This window comes from Streptomyces sp. WAC 04229, from assembly GCF_003947455.1.
GTDB lineage: Bacteria > Actinomycetota > Actinomycetes > Streptomycetales > Streptomycetaceae > Streptomyces.
The window spans coordinates 1-21214 of the sequence record NZ_QHJH01000119.1 but is presented as its reverse complement, the minus strand read 5'-3'; the positions used below and the strand labels follow the sequence as shown (position 1 = coordinate 21214).

21 protein-coding genes and 1 pseudogene are annotated in these 21214 nt (G+C 72.1%); 11 read left to right on the top strand and 11 right to left on the bottom strand.

What is annotated here, in order from left to right; translation table 11 throughout:
* Positions 1 to 77: 77 nt before the first annotated feature.
* Positions 78 to 725, bottom strand: a complete 648-nt coding sequence (locus DMH12_RS26290; protein WP_260474350.1) for a GntR family transcriptional regulator — start codon at positions 723 to 725, stop codon at positions 78 to 80.
* A gap of 175 nt (positions 726 to 900) precedes the next feature.
* On the opposite strand from DMH12_RS26290, the gene DMH12_RS39210 reads away from it, so the two are divergent.
* Positions 901 to 1461, top strand: a complete 561-nt coding sequence (locus DMH12_RS39210) for a hypothetical protein (RefSeq protein ID WP_185832537.1) — start codon at positions 901 to 903, stop codon at positions 1459 to 1461.
* 3 nt (positions 1462 to 1464) lie between these two features.
* On the top strand, positions 1465 to 2436 hold the full coding sequence (locus tag DMH12_RS26280) for an SRPBCC family protein (protein ID WP_125493929.1): 972 nt from the start codon (positions 1465 to 1467) through the stop codon (positions 2434 to 2436).
* A gap of 153 nt (positions 2437 to 2589) precedes the next feature.
* Here DMH12_RS26280 and DMH12_RS26275 read toward each other — a convergent pair whose 3' ends face one another.
* Entirely contained in the window at positions 2590 to 3882 is a 1293-nt protein-coding gene (locus DMH12_RS26275; RefSeq protein WP_125493928.1) for an LPXTG cell wall anchor domain-containing protein, read from the bottom strand.
* Between the two features lie 387 nt (positions 3883 to 4269).
* Here DMH12_RS26275 and DMH12_RS26270 point away from each other — a divergent pair, with 387 nt between their 5' ends.
* Positions 4270 to 5043: a polysaccharide deacetylase family protein gene (locus tag DMH12_RS26270; RefSeq protein ID WP_125493927.1), complete on the top strand. Its 774-nt coding sequence runs from the start codon at positions 4270 to 4272 to the stop codon at positions 5041 to 5043.
* A gap of 26 nt (positions 5044 to 5069) precedes the next feature.
* On the opposite strand, the gene DMH12_RS26265 is transcribed toward DMH12_RS26270, so the two are convergent.
* Complete coding sequence (locus DMH12_RS26265) at positions 5070 to 6101, bottom strand: hypothetical protein (RefSeq protein WP_125493926.1); 1032 nt, start codon at positions 6099 to 6101, stop codon at positions 5070 to 5072.
* A gap of 89 nt (positions 6102 to 6190) precedes the next feature.
* On the opposite strand from DMH12_RS26265, the gene DMH12_RS26260 reads away from it, so the two are divergent.
* Positions 6191 to 7024, top strand: coding sequence for a TetR/AcrR family transcriptional regulator (locus tag DMH12_RS26260; protein ID WP_125493925.1), 834 nt, complete (start codon positions 6191 to 6193; stop codon positions 7022 to 7024).
* Here DMH12_RS26260 and DMH12_RS26255 read toward each other — a convergent pair.
* The 4 genes from DMH12_RS26255 to DMH12_RS26240 form a co-directional block, all read right to left on the bottom strand.
* Positions 6990 to 8180, bottom strand: coding sequence for an NAD(P)/FAD-dependent oxidoreductase (locus tag DMH12_RS26255; RefSeq protein ID WP_125493924.1), 1191 nt, complete (start codon positions 8178 to 8180; stop codon positions 6990 to 6992). The genes DMH12_RS26260 and DMH12_RS26255 overlap by 35 nt on opposite strands.
* Positions 8181 to 8333: 153 nt before the next feature.
* On the bottom strand, positions 8334 to 9278 hold the full coding sequence (gene sigJ / locus DMH12_RS26250; RefSeq protein ID WP_125493923.1) for an RNA polymerase sigma factor SigJ: 945 nt from the start codon (positions 9276 to 9278) through the stop codon (positions 8334 to 8336).
* A gap of 95 nt (positions 9279 to 9373) precedes the next feature.
* Entirely contained in the window at positions 9374 to 11431 is a 2058-nt protein-coding gene (locus tag DMH12_RS26245) for an NPCBM/NEW2 domain-containing protein (protein WP_125493922.1), read from the bottom strand.
* A gap of 145 nt (positions 11432 to 11576) precedes the next feature.
* Positions 11577 to 12356: an Fpg/Nei family DNA glycosylase gene (locus DMH12_RS26240; RefSeq protein ID WP_125493921.1), complete on the bottom strand. Its 780-nt coding sequence runs from the start codon at positions 12354 to 12356 to the stop codon at positions 11577 to 11579.
* Between the two features lie 108 nt (positions 12357 to 12464).
* Here DMH12_RS26240 and DMH12_RS26235 point away from each other — a divergent pair, with 108 nt between their 5' ends.
* From DMH12_RS26235 to DMH12_RS26220, 4 genes are all read left to right on the top strand, one after another.
* The gene (locus DMH12_RS26235) at positions 12465 to 12860 is read left to right on the top strand and encodes a molybdopterin-binding protein (RefSeq protein ID WP_125493920.1); all 396 of its coding nucleotides are present in this window, start codon (positions 12465 to 12467) and stop codon (positions 12858 to 12860) included.
* A gap of 248 nt (positions 12861 to 13108) precedes the next feature.
* Positions 13109 to 13933, top strand: coding sequence for a molybdate ABC transporter substrate-binding protein (gene modA / locus DMH12_RS26230; RefSeq protein ID WP_125493919.1), 825 nt, complete (start codon positions 13109 to 13111; stop codon positions 13931 to 13933).
* Positions 13930 to 14739 (top strand): ABC transporter permease, encoded by an 810-nt coding sequence (locus DMH12_RS26225; protein ID WP_125493918.1) that lies wholly within the window; start codon positions 13930 to 13932, stop codon positions 14737 to 14739. Before modA ends, DMH12_RS26225 begins: the two co-directional genes overlap by 4 nt.
* Positions 14736 to 15809, top strand: coding sequence for an ABC transporter ATP-binding protein (locus DMH12_RS26220; RefSeq protein WP_125493917.1), 1074 nt, complete (start codon positions 14736 to 14738; stop codon positions 15807 to 15809). Before DMH12_RS26225 ends, DMH12_RS26220 begins: the two co-directional genes overlap by 4 nt.
* An 11-nt stretch (positions 15810 to 15820) precedes the next feature.
* On the opposite strand, the gene DMH12_RS26215 is transcribed toward DMH12_RS26220, so the two are convergent.
* Both DMH12_RS26215 and DMH12_RS26210 read right to left on the bottom strand, forming a co-directional pair.
* Positions 15821 to 17173 carry a phosphatase PAP2 family protein gene (locus tag DMH12_RS26215; protein WP_185832536.1) on the bottom strand — a complete coding sequence of 451 codons (1353 nt, stop codon included), beginning with the start codon at positions 17171 to 17173 and terminating at the stop codon, positions 15821 to 15823.
* A 106-nt stretch (positions 17174 to 17279) separates the two neighbouring features.
* On the bottom strand, positions 17280 to 17894 hold the full coding sequence (locus DMH12_RS26210) for a VOC family protein (protein ID WP_125493915.1): 615 nt from the start codon (positions 17892 to 17894) through the stop codon (positions 17280 to 17282).
* A 286-nt stretch (positions 17895 to 18180) separates the two neighbouring features.
* Between DMH12_RS26210 and DMH12_RS26205 the strand changes: the two genes are divergently transcribed.
* The 3 genes from DMH12_RS26205 to DMH12_RS26195 all read left to right on the top strand — a co-directional run bounded on the left by DMH12_RS26205 (position 18181) and on the right by DMH12_RS26195 (position 20529).
* Complete coding sequence (locus DMH12_RS26205; protein ID WP_125493914.1) at positions 18181 to 18384, top strand: cold-shock protein; 204 nt, start codon at positions 18181 to 18183, stop codon at positions 18382 to 18384.
* A 221-nt stretch (positions 18385 to 18605) separates the two neighbouring features.
* A complete protein-coding gene (locus tag DMH12_RS26200; protein WP_125493913.1) occupies positions 18606 to 20162 on the top strand; it encodes a DEAD/DEAH box helicase in 1557 nt (518 codons plus the stop codon).
* Positions 20163 to 20208: 46 nt separating this feature from the next.
* The gene (locus DMH12_RS26195) at positions 20209 to 20529 is read left to right on the top strand and encodes an SCO5918 family protein (protein WP_125493912.1); all 321 of its coding nucleotides are present in this window, start codon (positions 20209 to 20211) and stop codon (positions 20527 to 20529) included.
* Between the two features lie 16 nt (positions 20530 to 20545).
* Here DMH12_RS26195 and DMH12_RS26190 read toward each other — a convergent pair whose 3' ends face one another.
* Both DMH12_RS26190 and DMH12_RS40540 read right to left on the bottom strand, forming a co-directional pair.
* Positions 20546 to 20899, bottom strand: coding sequence for a DUF952 domain-containing protein (locus DMH12_RS26190; protein WP_125493931.1), 354 nt, complete (start codon positions 20897 to 20899; stop codon positions 20546 to 20548).
* A gap of 150 nt (positions 20900 to 21049) precedes the next feature.
* A pseudogene (locus tag DMH12_RS40540) lies at positions 21050 to 21214 on the bottom strand (ferric reductase); the annotation flags it as partial.

Here is a 21214-nt window from a genome sequence, read left to right as displayed (position 1 = left end):
CGAGGGAGCCGAGGGGCCGGGGAAGTCGTGGGCCCCGAGGGAATCGGGAAGCGGGGGCACGCACATGCCCCCACCCCTCAACCCTCCAGCAGAACCTTGAGCGTCGACTCCAGATGATGGTCGATGGCCGCCCACGCGGCCTGCGCGTCACCGGCCTCCAAGGCGTCCAGGATCGCCTCGTGTTCCCCGAGCACCGCTTCCTGGCGCCCCTGCCGGCTGAAGAGGGCGGCGACCCCCGCACGGACCTGGCGGCTGCGCAGGCCCTCGTAATGCCGGTCGAGGAGGGTGTTGCCGACGGCGGACACCAGGGCCGCGTGGAAGCAGTGGTCCACGGCGATGAACTCCCGGGCCTGGTCGGCGCCGGTGAGCCCGCGCTGCCGTTCCAGCAGGGACCGCAGCTCCGCCACCGGCGCTCCCCCGCCCGAGACCAGCTCCTGGGCGGCGTACCGCTCGACGATGCCCCGCAGCTCCATGAGCTCGCGGATCTCCCGTCCCGTCAGGGGGGACACGCGGGCACCCCGCTTGGGCACCAGCTCGACCAGGTCCTCGGCCGCGAGCTGCAACAGGGCTTCCCGGATCGGCGTGCGGGAGACGCCGATCCGGTCCGCGAGCTCCTGCTCGGAAAGGAAGGCGCCCTGCATCCCGGGATCCGTCAGCACCGTGTCCTTGAGATACGCGTACGCCTTCTCCCGACCGGACTTCACGGCAGCCCCCAGCTCTCGCATACACCTTGTATACGACTGGACGCTACCATGCGGCCCCCCTGGCGGGGCCCGCGGTGCAGTCCGGACCCCTCGGGAGATGCGGGCCCGCGCGGGTGAGAGGAGGGTGGGAGGAAGGGGTGGCCGCCCGGCCGAGCCGGGGCGCGCCTGACACCGCTGACCGCACTCGAGGCCATACATGGAAACCGAAACGCAAGCCACTCTCGTCGCGGCCCTCGCGACCGGATACGCCCTGGGCCGCACCAAGAAGGGCAAACTCGCCATCGGCGTCGCATCCGCACTCGCCGGCCAGGGGCTGCGGAGTCCCAGAGCGTTGATGACTCGGGCGCTGAGCAAGGCGTCCGAGAACCCGCAGACCGCGCGGTTGCTGGATCAGGTCCGCGGCGAGCTGATGGACTCCGCCCGCATCGCGCTGTCCGCGACCGCCGACCGCCGCCTGGGCGCGCTGGCCACCTCGTTGCAGGAGCGCACCGAGGCCCTCCTGGGCCAACCCGAGGGCGAGGACGAGGAGGAGGAATCGCAGGAGGGCCGGGAGGACCAGGAGGTCGAGCAGGAGGCCGCGGAGGCGGCGCCGCCCCGTCGGAGCCGGGCGAGGAAGAGCCCCGCGAAGAAGTCCGCGACCAGGACCGCTCCCGCGAAGAAGGCTCCCGCGAAAAAGGCTCCCGCGAAGAATGCGTCCGCCGGGAAGAAGAAGGCCGCCGCCGGCAAGACATCCGGCCGCGGCAGCCGTAGGAGGTAGGCCATGGCCAAGACGGAGTCGAAGTCCACTCCAGCCGGCACCTCCGGCATGGACCAGCTCAAGGAGCAGCTGTCCGCGTTCGCCTCGGCGAAGGGCCAGCAGATGGCGGACAAGGCCGGGGAGAAGATCAGCGGCCTCGCGCAGGGCCTCGGGGACGTCGGAGACGGCAACAGCACCTTGCTCGACGTCGGCAAACGCGTACTCGGCGAAGGGGAGTCACCGGTCAAGGCGTTCCTCGGCGAGAAGGCGGGAGACGTGAAGGACAAGGTGGTCGACACCGTGAAGGGCGTCTTCGGCGGCGGCAAGGCGGGGAGCGTCAAGGTCACGAACATCATCGAGGTGATCGACGTCGGCAAGCCGGTGCGCACCGTGTACGACCGCTGGACGCAGCTCGAGGAGTTCAGCTCCTTCACCAAGGGTGTCCAGAGCGTCTCGCAGTCGGACGAGGTCGAGAGCGACTGGAAGGCCAAGATCGCCTTCTCCAACCGCAGTTGGAAGGCCACCGTCCAGGAACAGGTTCCCGACGAGCGCATCGTCTGGAACTCCGAAGGGGGCAAGGGCACCACCCGCGGTGCCGTCAGCTTCCACGAACTGACTCCGGACCTCACGCGCGTCGTCGCCGTGGTCGAGTACTACCCGTCCGGCTTCTTCGAGAAGACCGGCAACATCTGGCGCGCCCAAGGGCGTCGTCTGCGCCTCGACCTCAAGCACTTCATGCGGTACGCCACGCTCTCCGACGACGAGGAACTGGAGGGCTGGCGCGGTGAGATCCGCGACGGCGAAGTGGTCCGCTCGCACGAGGAAGGCCTTGAGGACGACGGGGACGAGGGGGACGACGGGGACGACGGGGACGACGATGCCCAGTACGACGCGGACGAGGACGTGGAAGGAGAGGAGTACGAGGACGAGGACGAGGACGGGACCGAGGACGAGGACGGGGAAGAGTACGAGGACGAGGACGAAGAGGGCCGATAGGCCGGACCGGGTTGGCATGGGCGGCCGTGAACCCGCAAGCTCCCGGAAGTTGTGTCGTCGTCACGATCACGCGCATCATTGGCGGGACGTAAGGGGCCGGGCCCGGCCCCCCTCGGGGGACCGGGCCCGGTCGCGCCTTGCCGTGCCCGCCTGTCAGGCGCCGGTGCTCTTGTTGCGGCGGCGGGTGATGATCACCGCGCCGGCGCCGAGGACGAGTGCCGCGCCGCCCGCCAGGGCGATCTTCGGCAGGGCGTCGTTCGAGCCGGTCTGGGCCAGGGAGCCGGTGGTGGTGCTGGACGTGTTCACCGGCGTGGTGGAGGTGCCGCCCTGTCCGGTGGGGCTGTTGGGGGCCGGCGTGTCCTTCGGGTCCTCGGGCTTGCCCGGGTCGCCGCCCTTGTCGCCGCCCTTGGGCAGGATCTGGAAGCCGTAGTCGTCCAGATCCGGGTAACCACCGCAGGAGCCGTCGTCGTTGAGGTAGTCGGCGGTGACGTAGACCGAGCCCTGCCCGGCGAGGACGTCCGCGTCGACCTTCAGCCGCAGCTTGACGTCGACCGAGGCGTCGGCCTTGAGGGAGCCGATGGAGGTGCCGCCCAGCAGGTCGGCCTCGCGCCACTGCGGGTTGGCGGCGGTGGACCACTCGAGGTCGAGGTAGGAGTCCAGCTCCTTGTAGCCCTTGGTGTCGAACCCGTGGGCGGACGCGAACGGGTACACCTCGTCCAGCGTGCTGCCGGTGCCGTTGGTGACGCGGAGGGTGAAGGTCTCCGTGGTGCCGCCGACGACCTTGTCCGGCAGCCCGCTGACGACCGCGGTGAGATCGGGCGCGGCGACGCACTCGCCGGCCGGCTCCTCGCCCTCCTCGGCCTCGGCGTCGGAGAGCGCCTTCTTCGCGTCCTTCAGCTTCTTCTTGGCTTCCTTCAGCGCCTTCTGGAGGAGGCCGATCTTGCGGGCCTGGTCGACGCGCTCGTCGTCGTGGGCGGTCTGCGCCTCGGTGTGCGCGGTGTCGGCGGCGGTCTTGGCCTCGGCGGCCTCCGTGGCGGCGGTCTCGGCCTCGTCCAGCGCCGTCTGCGCCGCCGCCTTGTCCTCGTCGGTGGTGGCGGCGTCCAGCTCGGCCTGGGCGTCCACCACGGCCTGGTCGGCCTCGGTCTTGGCCTTGGCGGCGGCCTCGGCGGCCTTCTCGGCCTCGATGAGCGCGGCCTTGGTCGGGTAGGTCTCCTCCTCCAAGCCCTCCTCGAAGAACTTGACGGCGTCGTTCACCGCGATGACGGCGGCGTCGTACTCCTTCTGCGCGCGTTCGACGGCCTGCTTCAGCTCTTCGATCGTCGGCTGCGCCTTCTGCGTCCGCGCGGCAGGCTTCTCGTCGGCGAAGGCGGGCGCCGACGACAGGAGGACGACCGGGGCGGTCACGGCGGCGGCGACGGCGGTCGCGAGAACACGGCGAATCTTCACATGGACCCCTGGTCGGGTGGCGAAAGGAAGCGAGGTGCGCCGCACTCACGGAATCTTCACGCGACGCGACGCTCCGGCGATGGTATGGCCTGCATGATCGAGGCCACAGGGGGTTTCCCGCACCCATGCCGGAAAAGCATCCCCGACGTATGAACAAACGGTACTTACGGGCACAGTTGCCTTCGTAGGCCGCACTTTCTGTGTGACCCATGTCATCACCGGGCCCGCCAATCCGCTTCAGGTGCGGGCGAGTCGAGTTGTCCGGGAACTTCTCCGGGATTGTCCGTGATCCGTAACGGACGGATCCCGCGCCCGACTTTCGTCGTCATGCCGGGTGGACCCGGGTCACCGGGGTTCGCCGGGGAACTGCGGGAAGGCGGGGCGGGCATGGCGCGGCACAGTGGTGGGCGGGGCTGGTACGGCAAGGTGCTCGGGGCCGCCCTCGGGGTGACGATGCTCGCCGTCGGCGCCTCGGTGTGGACCGCGCAGGCCGACGCCGTGGGCGGTTCGGCGCCGAAGGCGTCCGCGTCGCCCGCGCCGGGCGGTGCGGTGAAGCCGGTCGACGCGGCCATCGCGCACGCCTCGGACGCGGGGGCGCGCGGCGTGAACGTCACCATCGACGACGGGCCCGACCCCGCGTGGACGCCTCAAGTGCTCGATCTGCTGGAGGAGTACGGGGTGAAGGCCACGTTCTGCGTCACGGGGACGCAGGCACAGGCCCACCCGGACCTCGTGAAGAAGATCGTCGCGGCCGGGCACCGGCTCTGCGACCACTCGGTGTCGCACGACACCGCCATGGACCGGAAGTCCGAGGCGTACCAGTCGAAGGAGATCCTCGACGCCGAGCGGATGATCATCGAGGCGTCGGGCGGCGTGCGGCCGATGTACTACCGGGCTCCCGGCGGGGCCTTCACCCCCTACAGCCGCAAGCTCGCCGCCTCCCACGGGATGCGCCCGCTGGGCTGGAACGTGGACACCAAGGACTTCGAGCGGCCGGGCACGGACGCCATCGTCGAGACCGTCCAGCGGGAGCTGGCCAACGGCCCGACGCTCCTCTTCCACGACGCGGGCGGCGACCGTTCGCAGACCGTCGAGGCCCTGCGCCGCGTGCTTCCCTGGCTGGCGGAGCAGGGGTACGCGTTCGGGTTCCCCGTGCGTTGATCCCGGTCGGCCCGCCCGAGCGGGCCTCAGAGGGCCGCGGCCGGCGTGGCCCGGCGCCCCCGCAGGTCCCCCGCGAAGAGGAGGGCCAGGCCGAGCAGGGCCCAGCAGGCCAGTACCAGGGCAGGGGCCCCGGCGGACGTGCCGTCGAAGAAGGCGTTGGCACGCAGCAGGCTGCCGGCGGCTCCCGGTGGGAGGAGCTGGCCGAAGGCGGCCCAGCCGTCGGGGAGCCAGTGGGGGCCGCTGGCCAGGCCGGAGAGCGGGTTGCCGAGCAGCATGACCACCGCGGCGCCGAGGCCGAAGCCGGGCAGCCCGAAGAGCGATTCCAGGCCGAGCAGGGTCATGACCAGGGCGGCCATGCCCAGGGACATGCCGAGGGCGGTGATCAGGTAGTCGCCGTCGAGCGAGCCCGTTCCGTACTGGAGGAACGCGGTGACGGCGAAGCCCGCGACGAGGGCGAAGACCGCGCCGCCGACCGCGCGCAGCCGCAGTCCGGAGTGGCCGGGGAAGAGACGCGAGAGGAGCACGGCGGGGAACATGCCGCCGAAGATCATGGGCAGGGTGGCCGCGGCGAAGCCCGCGCCCCTGGGATCGTCCTCGGGGAACGGCTTGAGGTCGGTGACGGTGACGTCCGCCTGCTGCTTGCCCGCGAGCGCCGTCGCCGTGCCGGTCAGTGTCGCGGCCCCCTGCGGGCCGCCCGCCGAGGCCGTGTAGGCGGTGACCCGGCCGGGGGCCAGGACTATGCCGCCCATGACGTCGCGGTTCTCGATCGCCGACTTGAGGCCGGCCTCGGTCTCGTACGCGGTGACGTCCCACGCGTCGCCCTTCAGGGACTCGCTCACCGCTGTCGTGGCCTTCTCCGGGCCGGTGACGCCGACGGGCAGGTTGTGCGGGCCGCTGTTGATCGAGGGGAGGGCGAACGCGCACAGCATCACGACGACCACGGCGGCCAGTCCCACCACGATGGCGGCGAGCTTGCGACCCCGACCGGCGGTCGGGCCGCTGCTCGGACCGGTGGTAGGACCGGTGGTAGGACCGGTGGTGCCGGCTTGCTGAGTCATGGGCGGGATCCTCGTCAGAAGGGACTACTGAGTCGACCGAGATTAATTCCTCGACTGTTGAAACAACGATACATGTTAGGTTGATTGCTATGTCAAACATCGAGTTCACCGCCTCCGACCCCGTGCGCGAGGAACTCGTACAGGCCGCACTCCGCGCCGCCCGGGCGCGTGATGTGGCGGTCGGTGATGTCTCGATGCAGGCCATCGCCCAGGAGGCGGGCATCTCGCGCAGCACCCTGCTGCGCCGGCTGGGCGGCAACCGGCACGCCCTGGACGAGGCGGTCCGCGCCGCCGGTGTCGACCCCGGCGGGCAGCGGCCGGTGCGGGAGCGGGCCCTGGAGGCCGGCGCCGCCCTCATCGGCGAGCGGGGGCTGTCCGCGCTCTCCTTCGAACGCGTCGCCGCGCAGGCCCAGTGCTCGGTGCACAGCCTGTACGCCGCGTTCGGCGGCCGGGACGAGATGCTGCTGGCCGTCTTCGAGCGCTACAGCCCGATCCTCGACGTCGAGGCCGTGCTGGCGGCCCCGTCCGCGGATCTGCGCAGCACCGTGCGGACCGTGTACTCCCTCATGGCCGCCGCGCTGAGCCGTGAGCCGCGGCTCCTGCCCGCCGTCTACGCCGAAGTGCTGGCCCGGCCGCACGACGACTCCGTACGGCCGATCACCGAGCAGTTCATCCCGCGGATGTTCGCCAGTGTCGGCCGGTGGCTCACCGTCGAGATCGAGGCGGGGCGCATCCGTGACCTGCCGCTGCTGCTGCTCATACAGCAGATGACCAGCCCGCTCATGATCCACTTCCTGATGCGGCCGACCACGGACCGGCTGCCCCACTACTCCGTCCCGCCCGTCGAGGACGTCTGCGAGACGTTCGCCGACGCGTTCCTGCGCGCCGTCACACCGCCGCGGGACGAACCTCCGCGCGCGTGACGGCACGGCGCCGGGCCGGTACGCCGAGGGTCGGGTTGGCGACGCCCCAGGCGGCGGCCTTGCAGACCAGCTCCTTGTAGAGGGCGGCGAAGCGTCCGGTCAGGGCGGCCCGTACGGCGCGGTCGTCGGCGGTGACGTACTGGATCAGGCCCTCCCGGCGGCCCAGCGAGATGCACTGGTTGAAGTAGCGCAGCGGTGCGTTCGGGAGCTTGCCGCCGGTCAGGCGGGCCGCGATGGAGTCGGCGGCCTGCCAGGCGGTGGGGGCGCCCGAGGCGCACGACATCCGCAGCGGCTTGTCGCCGGGGCCCGCCGCCATGGCCGCGTCGCCGATGGCGTACACGTCCGGGTGGGAGACCGAGCGCATGGTCCCGTCGACCACGATCCGGCCCGTGTCGGTCACGTTCAGGGTGGTGGCCCGCGCGATGGGGTGGACGGCGAAGCCCGCGGTCCACAGGGTGACCGCGGCCGGGATGGCGGCGCCGTCGGCGGTGGTGACGTGGTCCGCCGCGACCTCGGTGACCGCGGCGTTCTCGTACGCCGTGATGCCGAGGGTGCCGAAGACCTTGCGCAGGTGGCGGCGGCCCTTGGGCGAGAGCCAGTCACCGAGCCCGCCGCGCGCCGCGAGGGACACGTGGAGGTCCGGGCGGGCTTCGGCGATCTCGGTGGCGGCCTCCAGGCCGGTCAGGCCGCCGCCGACCACGACCACGGACTCTCCGGCGTCCAGCCCGGCCAGCCGCTCGCGCAGCCGGAGCGCTCCCGGGCGGCCGGCGATCTCGTGGGCGTGCTCGACGGTGCCGGGCACGCCCTGGTGGTTCCAGGCGCTGCCGAGGGCGTAGACCAGGGTGTCGTACTCCAACTCCCGGTCCTCGCCCGGGTGGCCCGGGTCGGTGACGGCGACGGTCTTGCGGTCCGCGTCCACGCCGGTGACCCTGGCGAGCCGCACTTCGACACCGGTGTCCGCGAACATCTCGCCGAGCGACCGGGGCCTGAGCTCCTGGCCGACGGCGAGCTGGTGCATCCGGACCCGTTCGACGAAGTCGGGCTCGGCGTTGACGAGGGTGATGGCGACATCCTCGCGGCGCAGTCGCTTCGCGAGGCGCCCGGCGGCGATGGCACCGGTGTATCCGGCGCCCAGGACGACGATGCGGTGCTGCATTTCCCTGCTCCTGTCTCCGGTGGCCGAAGCCTCCGGTGTACGACGGTCTCCGGGGTCCGGAGCCCGTCGGCGGGTTCGCCCCTTGAACCGGGCGGCCCGCCGTTTCCTGACAGGAGCAGGGTGTGATGCGCGTCACATGCGCAGGGGTGGTGGTCAGAAGGCGTTGAACAGGGGTTCTCCGTGGTCGGTGGAGGCCCAGTGCCGGGTGGCGCGTTCGAGCTTGTCGGGGTTGACCTGGTTGCGGAACCCGGCGATGCCCTCGGGGGTGACCTCCAGGCACATGACGCCGATGACCCGGCCGTCCACGACCGCCACCACGGCGGGGTCGCCGTTCGCGGTGTCGGCGTAGATCCCGACGGTGCCGCCGGCCAGGGCCCGCTTGGCCTTGCCGGGCTTGAACAGGCCCCGCATGAACGTCGCCACCGCGCGGGCGCCCTCGAACGCCTTGGCCCGGGCCGGGACCTTCCCGCCGCCGTCGCCGATCGACACGGCGTCCTGGGTGAGCAGCCGGACGAGCGGTTCGGTACGGCCGCTGGTGGCCGCGGCGAGGAACTCCTCGACGACCCGCCGGGCGGCGGCCTCGTCGATCTCGGTACGGGCCTTGCCCTCGGCGACGTGCTTCTTGGCGCGGTGGAGGATCTGCTGGCTGGCGGCCTCGGTGAGGTCGAGGATCCCGGCGATCTCCCGGTGCGGGTAGCCGAACGCCTCGCGCAGGACGTACACCGCGCGCTCGCCCGGGGACAGCCGTTCCAGCAGGGCGAGTACGGCGAAGGAGACCGACTCGCGCTGTTCGGCCGTGTCGGCCGGGCCGAGCATCGGGTCCCCGGCGAGCAGCGGCTCGGGCAGCCACTGGCCGACGTAGGTCTCCCGCCGGGCGCGGGCCGAGGTGAGCTGGTTGAGGCAGAGGTTGGTGAGCACCTTGGTCAGCCAGGCCTCCGGAACCTCGACACGGCCGACGTCGGCGGCCTGCCAGCGCAGGTACGTCTCCTGCACGGCGTCCTCGGCCTCGCTCGCGGAGCCGAGGAGGCGGTAGGCGATGGCTTCCAGGCGGGGCCTGGACGCCTCGAACCGTTCCACGTCGTTCATGGTCAGGGCCATGGGCCGGATCCTAGCGGCAGCGTCGGCCGCTCTCCGTGGCGGACGTGTCGGCCGGTGGCCGGGCCCTCCCTTCAGGGCACGGCCACCGGGTGGGTTCAGCAGGTGATCTTCAGATCGGCCCAGTCGGCGTGGTCGGAGTCGCTGCCGTCGCCGCCGTCGGTCACGATCAGCGTGACCGTCTCGGCACCGCGCACGTCGGCGGTGATCTCCTGGGCGTCCTGGGCCTGGGTGAGGACTCCGGTGGCCGCCTTCCGCTCGTCGTCGGCGCGGATCTCGAAGGCGACGGTGCCGCGTTCGCCCATCTCGTCGTCGGCCCCGACCAGGGCGGTGACTCGTTCGCAGCGGCCCGCCGCGTAGTACTCGACGCGGCTGTGGGCGTGCACGCCGAGGCCCTTGGCCCAGGTCCGGCCGCCGATGGTGAGCGCGTTGCCGTCTCCGGCCGCTTTCTCACCGTTGCTCCGGTCCTTCTCGACCGGCCCCCAGCCGTTGACCGTGGCCAGCGGCGGGAGGTCACTGAGATACGTGGTCCCGTCCTGCGGAGCGACGGCGACCCTCACCCGGACCGGCGAAACGGCGCGGACCTGCCGCCCGGCCGGCGTGCGGTACTCCGTGGCGAGCGTCAGGTCGTAGGCACCGGGGCCGGTACCCGCCGGGACCGACGCCCGCCACGTCGTCCGCAGCGCGGCGCCGCCCTGCAGCAGCCGGGTGGCCGGGCGCGACTCGGCCTCGACCCGCCATCCCTCGGGACCGGTGACCCGGGTGGACACCGAGCGCACCGGAAGGCGTCCGAGATTCTCGGTGACCGAGGTGAACCGCACTCCGTCGCCCGCTTCGGCGAACGCTCTGCCGTCGACGCCCGAGTCCACCGCCGGCGGCAGTCCGGCCCACGCGCGGTCGGGGCCGACCCGCACCAGCACGGTGCCGTGCGCGGGAACGGTCGCGGAAATCCCGCCGGCCGTGTGGGTGTCCTGGTGCTTCCACAGGTCCCGTACCCGGTACCCGGCCGCGTGCGGCAGACCGGTGTCCCGTGCCGTGGTGGAGACGCGCTGCGGGTGGTCGCTCTCGTTGAAGAGGGCCACCGCCCTGCTGCCGTCGGCCAGTTCCCTGGCCACGACCCAGCGGCCGTCCTCGGAGCTGATCACCCGGCCCTGCTTGCCCAGCTCGTCCTGGTCGACGGCGATGACCTCCTCGTTGGAGAGGATGTCGAAGGCCGACTGGGGAGCCGAGCGCAGGTCGGCGCCGATGAGCAGGGGCGCGGCCATGACCGACCACATCGAGAAGTGCGTGCGGTACTCCGTGTCGGTCATCCCGCCGTTGCCGACCTCCAGCATGTCCGGGTCGTTCCAGCCGCCCGGACCCGCGTACTCGTCCAGCGGCAGGTTCTTCTTCATGATGGACAGCATCGAGGCCCAGTTGTCCTTGATGTCTCCGGTCGTCCGCCAGGTCTGTCCGATGCCCCTGGCCCACTCCCAGGGTTTGTTCTCACCCCACTCGCAGATGCTGTAGAGGATCGGGCGCCCCGTGGCCTTCAGGGCGTCGCGCATCGTCGTGTAGCGCTTCTTCGCGTCGATGCCCTGGTTGTTGCAGTTGTCGTACTTGAGGTAGTCGACACCCCAGTCGGCGAACTGCCGGGCGTCGCTGTACTCGTGGCCCAGTGCGCCGGGGAAGCCGATGTCGCTGCAGGTCTTGGTGCCGGCGCTGGTGTAGATGCCGAACTTCAGGCCCTTCGAGTGGACGTAGTCGGCGACGGCCTTGATGCCGTTGGGGAACCGCGCCGGGTCCGGCACGAGCTTGCCGTCGGCGCTCCGTTCGGGCAGGGCCCAGCAGTCGTCGAGGTTGATGTACTCGTATCCGACGTCCTTGAGCCCCTTCTCCACGAAGAGGTCGGCCATGCCCTTGACCATCTCCTCGTCGAACTCCGCCCGGCAGTGGGTGGCGTTCCAGTTGTTGAACCCCATCGGGGGCGTCGGCGCGAGGTGATCGTCGTCGTCGGCCGACGACGTGGCCGTGGAGCGGACCGTCGTCGTCGTGTCCGCCGCGAGTGCCGGTGGGGCGAGTGCCGTGGCGCACAGCAGCCCCGCGCCGAGCGTTGCGAGAGCAGTGCGCACGGGCGAGCCGACGAACCGGGCTCCGCGCCCGGGGGAATGAGGCATCAGCGGTATCTCCCTCGTCATGCGTCTGGGACCGTTCCCTTGGTGCAACTGCTGGGCGACGAGGGTAGGGAGCGTCCGACTTTGTTGGAAGGGGTTCGACTCTGAGTGGCTGGTTCGGGGCGGCAGGCCGCACGGAGCGGCGACGCTACCGCTGGCAGCGCGGACACCACACCGTGCCGCGGCCGCCCACGCGGGAGCGGCGCAGGTGGGTGCCGCAGCGGGGGCAGGTGGGGTCCGGCGTGTCGCGGTGGCCGGTGAGCCAGGAGGCACGTGGTGGGACGCGGCCCGCGGGGACGGCTGAGCGCAGGGTGCGCCGCATCTGCGTGTGGAGGCGGCGGCGGTCGGACTCGGTGAGGTCGCCCGCCGAACGGGTGGGGTGCAGGTGGGCGCGCCACAGGATCTCGTCGGCGAGCAGGTTGCCGAGGCCGGCGACGACGGACTGGTCGGTCAGCGCCGTCTTGACGCTGCCGCGCCGTGCGCCGAGCGCGGCATCGAAGTGCTCCCGGTCGACCGTCAGCGCGTCCGGGCCCTGGTGGTCCAGGAGCCGGGCGACGTCGGACTCGTCGTGGGCCAGCCACAGGCCCCGGAGTTTGCGCTGGTCGCGGTAGCGGAGCTGGCGGTCGCGGGACACCGTGAAAAGGACCCGGTCGTGCGGGTGGACGGGATCGTCGGGGCGGCGGCAGAGCAGCAGGCCCGTCATGCCGAAGTGCAGCAGCACGGTGGGGCCGCCGGTGCGGGCGAGCAGCCACTTGCCGTGCCGTTCCGCCCGCGTGAAGCGCCGGCCCTCCAGCGCCTCGCGCAGCCCCCGGGCGCTCACTCCGTGCAGGACCCCGGTGTCGCGCACCTCGACGCGCTGGACGGTCCGGCCCGTCGCGCAGGACGCGAGGACCCCGCGGAATCCCTCGACGTCGGGCAGCTCCGGCACGCGGGCCTCCTCCCGGAACGCGGGCCGCCTAGAGCGGCCCCGGTCCCATGGTGCGCGCGCCGCGGGCTCCGCGCAGCACGCCGCCGCGGGTCGCCTATCTTGGCGCCCATGCAGGCATACACGATCGGCCAGGCGGCCCGGCTGCTCGGCGTCAGTCCGGACACCGCGCGGCGGTGGGCGGACGCGGGGCGGGTGACGACCCACCGCGACGAGGGCGGCAAGCGGCTCATCGACGGCAAGGACCTCGCCGCCTTCTCCGTGGAGCTGGCCCAGAGCGGCAGCGGCGAGGAGGACGCGTCCTGCACCTCGGTCCGCAACGCCTTCCCCGGCATCGTCACCGCGATCAAACTCGGTGACGTGGCGGCACAGGTCGAGATCCAGGCCGGCCCGCACCGGCTGGTGTCGCTGCTGACCCGGGAGGCCGTGGAGGAACTGGGCCTGGAGGTCGGGATGGAGGCCACCGCCCGGGTGAAGTCGACGAACGTGCACATCGACCGGGGCTGAGCGGCGCCGTGAGCGCTCAGCGCCCGGTGACCGTCCCGGGGTGCCCCCCGTCCACCCGGATCGCGTCGATGCCGCTGATGTGACGGCACCCGGCCGGGCCTCCCGTACAAACGCACATGCCATGCCAGCGATGTTTTGCGCCTGCTCATGCGAAGGGACAGGAGACTTCCGGGTGGCATCTGCGGCACTATCATCGGCGTAAGCGCAGCCGGCCCAGCAGGCTCAGCACCCGAGGGAGTGGACCCGTGATGACCCGTTCCGCGCGCCGGACCCGTCGCACCGTGCAGGTGGTGGGGGCGACCGCCGCCGCGCTGCTGGCGCTGAGTGCCTGCTCCTCCGACTCCGACTCCGGCTCGGGCTCGGGCTCGGGTGAGAAGTCCGGCGGTGCGGACAAGCTCTCCGGGACGGTCAACGTCTTCGCCGCGGCCTCGCTCACCGAGAGCTTCAGCCGGCTGGGCGAGGAGTTCGAGAAGCAGCACCCCGGCACCAAGGTCGTCTTCAACTTCGGTGGCAGCGACTCGCTCGCCGCGGGCATCACCAGCGGCGCCCCCGCCGACGTGTTCGCCTCCGCCAGCCCCAAGACCATGAAGGTCGTCACGGACGCCGACGCCGCCTCCGGGACGCCGGCCACCTTCGTCCGCAACCGGCTGGAGATCGCCACCCTGCCGGGCAACCCCGACGAGATCGCCTCCCTGAAGGACCTGACCGGGTCCGGCCCGAAGGTCGTCCTGTGCGACAAGTCGGTGCCGTGCGGGGCCGCCGCCCAGAAGGCGCTGGACGCGAGCGGGCTGAAGCTGACGCCCGTCTCCTACGAGGAGGACGTGAAGTCGGCGCTGAACAAGGTCGTGCTCAAGGAGGCCGACGCCGCCCTGGTCTACAAGACCGATGTGCAGGCCGCCGGTGACAAGGTGGAGGGCGTGGAGTTCCCCGAAGCGGCCGACGCCGTCAACGACTATCCGATCACCCTCCTCAAGGACGCGCCCAACGCCGAGGTGGGCCAGGCGTTCATCGAGCTGGTGCGGTCCGCCGAGGGCCGGAAGGTGCTGACCGAGGCCGGGTTCACCGCACCGTGACCGCACCGCCCAGGAGTGCGCGGGTGAAGGGCGGGGCTCCCCTGCCCCTGCTCGTGCCCGCGCTGATCGGCCTCGCCTTCCTGGTGCTGCCGCTGATCGCCCTGCTGATCCGCGCCCCCTGGGCGAGCATGCCGGAGCTGCTGACCAGTACCGAGGTGTGGCAGGCGCTGCGGCTGTCGCTGATCTGCGCCACGGCGGCGACCGTGGTGAGCATGGTGATCGGCGTGCCGCTGGCCTGGCTCCTCGCACGGGTCGAGTTCCCCGGGCGCGGTCTCGTACGGGCCCTGGTGACGCTGCCGCTGGTGCTGCCGCCGGTCGTGGGCGGCGTAGCGCTGCTGACGGCGCTGGGCCGCAACGGGGTCGTGGGGCAGTGGCTGGACTCCTGGTTCGGGATCACCCTGCCGTTCACCACCACCGGCGTCATCCTCGCCGAGGCGTTCGTGGCGATGCCCTTCCTCGTCATCAGCGTCGAGGGCACCCTGCGCGCCGCCGACCCGCGCTACGAGGAGGCGGCCACCACCCTGGGCGCCTCCCGCTTCACCGCCTTCCGCCGGGTCACCCTGCCGCTGATCGCGCCCGGCATCGCCGCGGGCGCGGTGCTGGCCTGGGCCCGGGCACTCGGCGAGTTCGGGGCGACGATCACCTTCGCCGGGAACTTCCCGGGCCGCACCCAGACCATGCCGCTGGCCGTCTACCTCGCCCTGCAGAGCGATCCGGAGGCGGCCATCGCCCTCAGCCTGGTGCTGCTGGCCGTGTCCATCGCCGTACTCGCCGGACTGCGCGACCGCTGGATGACCGCCTCATGACCGGGACCGAGCAGCCGACCGCGCCCCTCGCCGACGGGCTGGACGCGCGGCTCGTCGTCGACCGCGGGGGCTTCCGTCTCGACGTGACGCTCACGGCCGCACCCGGCGACGTGGTCGCCCTGCTCGGGCCCAACGGCGCGGGCAAGACCACCGCCCTGCGCGCGCTGGCCGGCCTCGTCCCGCTGTCCGACGGCCACCTCCGCCTCGACGGCGACGAGTTGGACCGTACGCCGCCGGAGTCCCGGCCCGTCGGCGTGGTCTTCCAGGACTACCTGCTCTTTCCCCACCTCACCGCGCTGGACAACGTGGCCTTCGGACCGCGCTGCCACGGCGCCGGCAAGGCCGAGGCACGGGCGCAGGCCGCGGTCTGGCTCGAGCGCATGGGCCTGGCCGGGCACGAGGGCGCCAAGCCGCGCCGGCTCTCCGGCGGCCAGGCCCAGCGGGTCGCGCTCGCCCGCGCCCTGGCCACCCACCCCCGGCTGCTGCTCCTGGACGAGCCGCTCGCCGCCCTCGACGCCCGCACGCGCCTCGACGTCCGCGCCCAGCTCCGGCGTCACCTGGCCGACTTCGAGGCGGTGGCCGTGCTCGTCACCCACGACCCGCTGGACGCCATGGTCCTCGCCGACCACCTCGTCGTCGTGGAGGACGGCCGGGTCGTCCAGGAGGGCACCCCCTCGCACATCGCCCGCCACCCGCGCACCGACTACATCGCCCACCTGGTCGGCCTCAACCTCTACCGGGGGCGCGCCGAAGGGCACGCGGTACGGCTGGACGACGGGACGGCGATCACCACCAACGAGCGGCTGACCGGGCCGGTGTTCGTGGCGTTCCCGCCCGGCGCGGTCACCCTGCACCGGGACCGCCCCACCGGCTCCAGCGCCCGCAACCTGTGGCGCTGCGAGGTCGCCGGACTGGAGACCCACGGCGACCAGATCCGCGCCGACCTCACCGGCGAACTCCCCCTCGCCGCCGACCTGACCACGGTCGCCGCGGCCGAACTCGACCTGCACCCCGGCGCCGCCGTCTGGGCCACGGTCAAGGCCGCCCAGACCCACGCCTACCGCGACTGACCGACCGCCGGTCAGGCAGCCTCCAGCCGGGGCTCCGGCTGTGTGGCCGGCGCCGCCGCGCCCGTCGGCTGCCATCCCCTCGTGGTCCGCACGTAGCCGTGGATCACCGACGCCATCGCGAGCAGGAGGAGGGGACCGAAGATCAGCGGGTGGCGGGCCATGTCCAGGGACAGACAGCGGGTCGACGCGAGGATCGCGGCGAAGACGAGCGCGCCGTGGGCGACCAGTTGGATTCCCGCCCGGTCCCAGCCGCGGTCGAATGCGCGCAGGCCCGCCTCGACCGTGACGGCGAAGACCACACCGGCGACGAGGTCGATGCCGTAGTGATAGCCGAACCCCAGCGTCGCGCAGAGCGTGGCGACGAGCCAGAACGTTCCTGCAAAGCGCAGAATCCTCGGTCCCCTGCGCGAGTGCAGGAAGATCACGGTGGCCCACGCCGTGTGCAGGCTGGGCATGCAGTTGCGCGGGGTGATCCCGTCGTACGTGAACGCGGCGGGCGCGCTGATCGGCGGCGGCGTGTCCGGCCACAGGGTGGCGACGGCCCACTGCTCGCCGCCGGTGCCGAAGGCCCCGGTGCCGTAGGTGAAGATCGGTCCGACCACGGGGAAGATCATGTAGATGCCCGGCCCGAGCAGGCCGATCACCAGGAAGGTGCGCACCAGGTGATGGCGCGGGAAGCGGCGCTCGGCGGCGACATGGCGCAGTTGGTAGAGCGCCACGACCACCGCGGCCACCGCGAGCTGGACGTAGACCCAGTCGAGGACGTGCTCGCCGACCGGGCCCGCGGCCCTGACCGCCCGGCCCACCAGCCACGAGGGGCTGCCCAGCGCGTGATCGGCTACCGCAACGTACGGGTCCAGCACCTTCGGGTGGGTCTTCGCGGTGATCAGCAGCCAGGTGTCACCGGTCTTGCGGCCGGCCACCAGCAGCAGACCGAGCCCGACACCCTTCAGCAGCAGGACCCTCTCCCGGCCGGTGCGGCGCGTGACCGCGAGGACGCCGCAGCCCAGGACCACCCACAGCGCGCCGTTGCCGAAGGAGTGGCTCCCGGACACCGTGGCGCCCGCCGCCCAGCGCACCAGCGCGAAGACGAGGTCGACACCGACCGCGCAGGCGGCCGCCACGAGACGCTGACGCCACGTCAGGACCACCATCGTCAGCGCCAGGCCGGCGTAGAGCAGCGGTCCCGAGACGGGGGCGAACACCACCTCCTTCGCCTGGTTGGTGATCGGCCCCGGGAGGCCGTAGCGGCGTGCGGTGATCTCCAGCGCGACGAGGAACGCGAGAGCCGCCACACCCGCCACGGCCCAGAGTCTTGCGCGCGGCTGACGCCAACGTATTCGCGAAGGTATCCGTGATGGCATGTATCTCAATCTTTATTCTGTTTGCGTCTTTTTACTGATTTGCGCAGATAACGACCTTTCAGCGACGGGAGGGTTACCAACCCGTCAGCACAAGAAGACGAATGTATTACTGCGCGGGTTGCCAGGCGAAGCCGTCGGGGTCCTCGAACGGCGCGGTCTCCGCGCCGATGACGAGGCGGTGGGATCCGCTGCCGTCGGCGTCGACGCCCGCGACCTTGGCCAGGCCGCGCCGCTTGTAGAGGGAGAGCTTGACCGTGCCCGGTTCGGTGGCGAACTCGACGTACTTGCTCCCGAAGCTCTTGCCGACGGCGAGCCCGCGCTCGACGTAGAACTGCTTGGTGGCCTTCACGTCCTCGACGCCGAGCAGGAGCACGATCTCGTCGAACTCGCGCGTGACCGGACCGGTGTCCTTCTTCTTCGAGGTGGCGAGCTGCCAGATCGTGCCGTCCGGCGCCCGGACGACTCCGCCGTAGCCCCACAGGGACTTCGCCGCGGGCTTGACGACGGTGGCGCCGGCGTCCACGGCGGCGGCGAGGAGCGCGTCGACGTTGCCCGGCTGGGAGACCACGAGGGACAGGGTGAAGCCGCGGAAGCCGGTCGTCGGGGACTCGGAGGCGCCGACGCGGACCTGCTTCGGGTCCAGTCCGAAGGCGTCGGAGTAGAAGCGGCCGGCGGCCTCGGTGTCGGCCACTTCCAGGGTGATGGAGTCGATGGAGTTCATGTCCACGACGGTATGGGCGGCGGGGTCGGCGATGCTTCTCGAAAACTGACCGTGCCGGCGCGTGTCCCGGCGGCGTCCGGGCGCGGCCCGGGCCCGGGCCGCGCCCGGACGCCGCCGGGATCACAAGTGCGACGGGATTATCACGAGCGTCCACACGGTCACGGCGTGCTACTGTCGATGGAAGTTGCAGTTGTGGTTGCCTGAAGGTTTTTCCGACGGGGTGATCATCACGGCGACCGGCGCTCACACAGGGTGAACGCCGAGCACCGTACCGAAGGAGAAACAAATGGCATCCGGCACCGTGAAGTGGTTCAACTCGGAAAAGGGCTTCGGCTTCATCGAGCAGGACGGCGGCGGCCCCGACGTCTTCGCCCACTACTCGAACATCAACGCGCAGGGCTTCCGTGAGCTGCTCGAGGGCCAGAAGGTGACCTTCGACATCGCGCAGGGCCAGAAGGGCCCGACCGCCGAGAACATCCAGATCGGCTGAGGCTCACGAAGCGCTCACACACCTCGTAGTAGGGGCCCGCACCTTGGGGTGCGGGCCCCCGCTCGCGTTTCTTTCTTTTTCTTCTCGTTTTCTTCTCCATTCTCCGGTCCCGCGCCCCGATGCGCCGACAGTGACCGGACCCGGCTCGTTCTTGCGATTCCCCGCGCCGTACCACCGCTGCGGGACTCCCTTGATACGTGCCGTATCGAGGAAGGTTCCGTATGGACCGCGCACGCACACGCACCAATGACCGCAGCCGCTCCGGCGGCGGCCCCCGCCGCTCCTCCCGGACGGGCGGCCGCTCCCAGAACCCCGGCCGCCGTCCGGCCGCCGCTCCCCAGGGCGAGTTCGCGCCCCCGAAGACGATCACTCCGGCGCTGCCCGCCGTCGACGCGTTCACCGAGCTCGACCTGCCGGAGCGCATGCTGGCCGCGCTGAGCGGCGAGGGCGTGAGCGTGCCGTTCCCGATCCAGGCGGCGACCCTGCCGAACTCGCTGGCCGGGCGCGACGTACTCGGCCGGGGCCGCACCGGCTCGGGCAAGACCCTCGCCTTCGGCCTCGCCCTGCTGGCCCGCACGGCCGGCCTTCGCGCCGAGCCGCGCAGGCCGCGCGCCCTGGTCCTCGTCCCCACCCGTGAGCTGGCCCAGCAGGTCACCGACGCGCTCGCCCCGTACGCCCGCGCCGTGGGCCTGCGGTCGGCCACCGTGGTCGGCGGCATGTCGATCGGCCGCCAGGCCAGTGCGCTGCGGGGCGGCGCCGAGGTCGTCGTGGCGACGCCGGGACGGCTCAAGGACCTGATCGACCGGGGCGACTGCCACCTCGGCGACGTCGGCATCACCGTGCTCGACGAGGCCGACCAGATGACCGACATGGGCTTCATGCCGCAGGTCACCGCCCTCCTCGACCAGGTGCGGCCGGACGGGCAGCGGATGCTGTTCTCCGCCACCCTGGACCGCAACGTCGACCGGCTGGTCCGCCGCTACCTGTCGGACCCGGTGGTCCACTCCGTCGACCCGTCGGCCGGCGCCGTCACCACGATGGAGCACCACGTGCTGCACGTGCACGAGGCGGACAAGCAGGCCACGACCGTCGAGATCGCGGCGCGCGACGGCCGCGTCATCATGTTCCTGGACACCAAGCACCGGGTGGACCGGCTGGTCAAGCACCTGCTGAAGAGCGGCGTGCGGGCGGCCGGACTGCACGGCGGCAAGTCCCAGCCGCAGCGCACCCGCACCCTCGCCCAGTTCAAGGACGGGCAGGTGACGGCGCTGGTGGCGACCAACGTGGCGGCCCGCGGCATCCACGTCGACAACCTCGACCTGGTCGTCAACGTGGACCCGCCCGGCGACCACAAGGACTACCTGCACCGCGGCGGCCGTACGGCCCGCGCCGGCGAGTCGGGCAGCGTCGTCACCCTGGTCACCCCCGACCAGCGGCGCGAGATGACGCGGCTGATGGCCTCGGCCGGCATCACTCCGCAGGTCACCCCGGTCCGCTCGGGCGAGGCGGAGCTCTCCCGCATCACCGGTGCGCAGGCTCCCTCCGGCGTCCCCGTCGTCATCACCGCACCGGTCGTGGAGCGCCCGCGGCGCGCCGCGTCCGGCGGCGGCTCCTCGTCCCGCGGCCGGCGCGGCCGCTCCGGCCAGTCCCGCTCCGGCCAGGCGGCCTCGGTCCCGCAGACCCGCACCGGTCAGGGCCGCGGCGGTCAGAACCGCTCCACGGGCGAAGCCCCGCGGCGCAGGCCGCGGCGCCAGTCCGCCGGTGGTTCGGCGGCCTAGACGAACCGCAAGCCCATCCGCTCCGTCCCCCCTTGTTGGAGGCATCATGCGCTGTGTCATCGCCCGGTACCCGTTCGACCTCACCAAGCAAGGGGTGCTGGACTCGATGAAGGGCGTCACGCCCCAGCCCGTCACGGGTGAGTCCGTGACCATCGGCCGCCGCCGCTATCCGGTCAAGCAGGTGGGCGTGGTCGTCACCCGGCAGGACAGCCGCGATTTCTCGGCGGCCGAGGTCACCCGGGCCATGACGCGCCTCGGCTTCACCTGCCACCCGGCTCCCGGCGCCGAGCCCGCCCCGGCGCCCGCCGCCACGCCGGTCCAGACCGCGTCGGCGATGCTCGGCGGACCGGCCCAGCCGCAGGAGTGAGGACGGGCCTGCTCCGTCAGGACAGTCCCGTGGCCCGGCCCGCGCCGTCCCAGCGCACCTCGCTCACGCGCCGGACGGCGTCCCGGTCGAGCGGGCCGAAGACGTGCGGGAAGAGGGTGCCCTCGGCGACCCCGGGCGGCGGTGCGGGCGCCGCCGCCTCCCACACGCACCTCGCGGTGAGCCGGTCCTCGTCGAGGAGCACCGCGAGCAGTGGACGGGGCGCGGCGCGGTAGTAGGCGTTGACGACGGCGAGCGTGGTCGCCTCGTCGGGCGAGCAGTGCACGAACCCGTCCTCGGCGAGGGAGGCGGGGGCGTAGGCCCGGCCGGGTTCGGCGTTCCACTCGGCGAGCGGTACCACGTGGTAGATCATCGTTCCGTTTCCACAGCCGGGCCGCCGGGCTCCGAGGGCGTGGGCACGGTGTCCGGGGCGGACGGCGGCGCGGACGCCGACGGTGAGGAGGCCGACGGGGTCGGCGCGGTCCCCGTGGATGCGTCGGGGACCGGACTCGGCATCTGCGAGGCGTCGCGGGGCGGGGCCGGGGTCCATGTGGCGCGCCCCCAGCGCCATCAGGTACCCGGCGAGCAGGCCGGTGATCCGGCCCGCGTTGAGGATCATGCCGGTCTGGTCCGAGATGGCGGGCGTGTTGCGCCACCACAGCCACAACACGCCCGCCGCGCCCGCCCA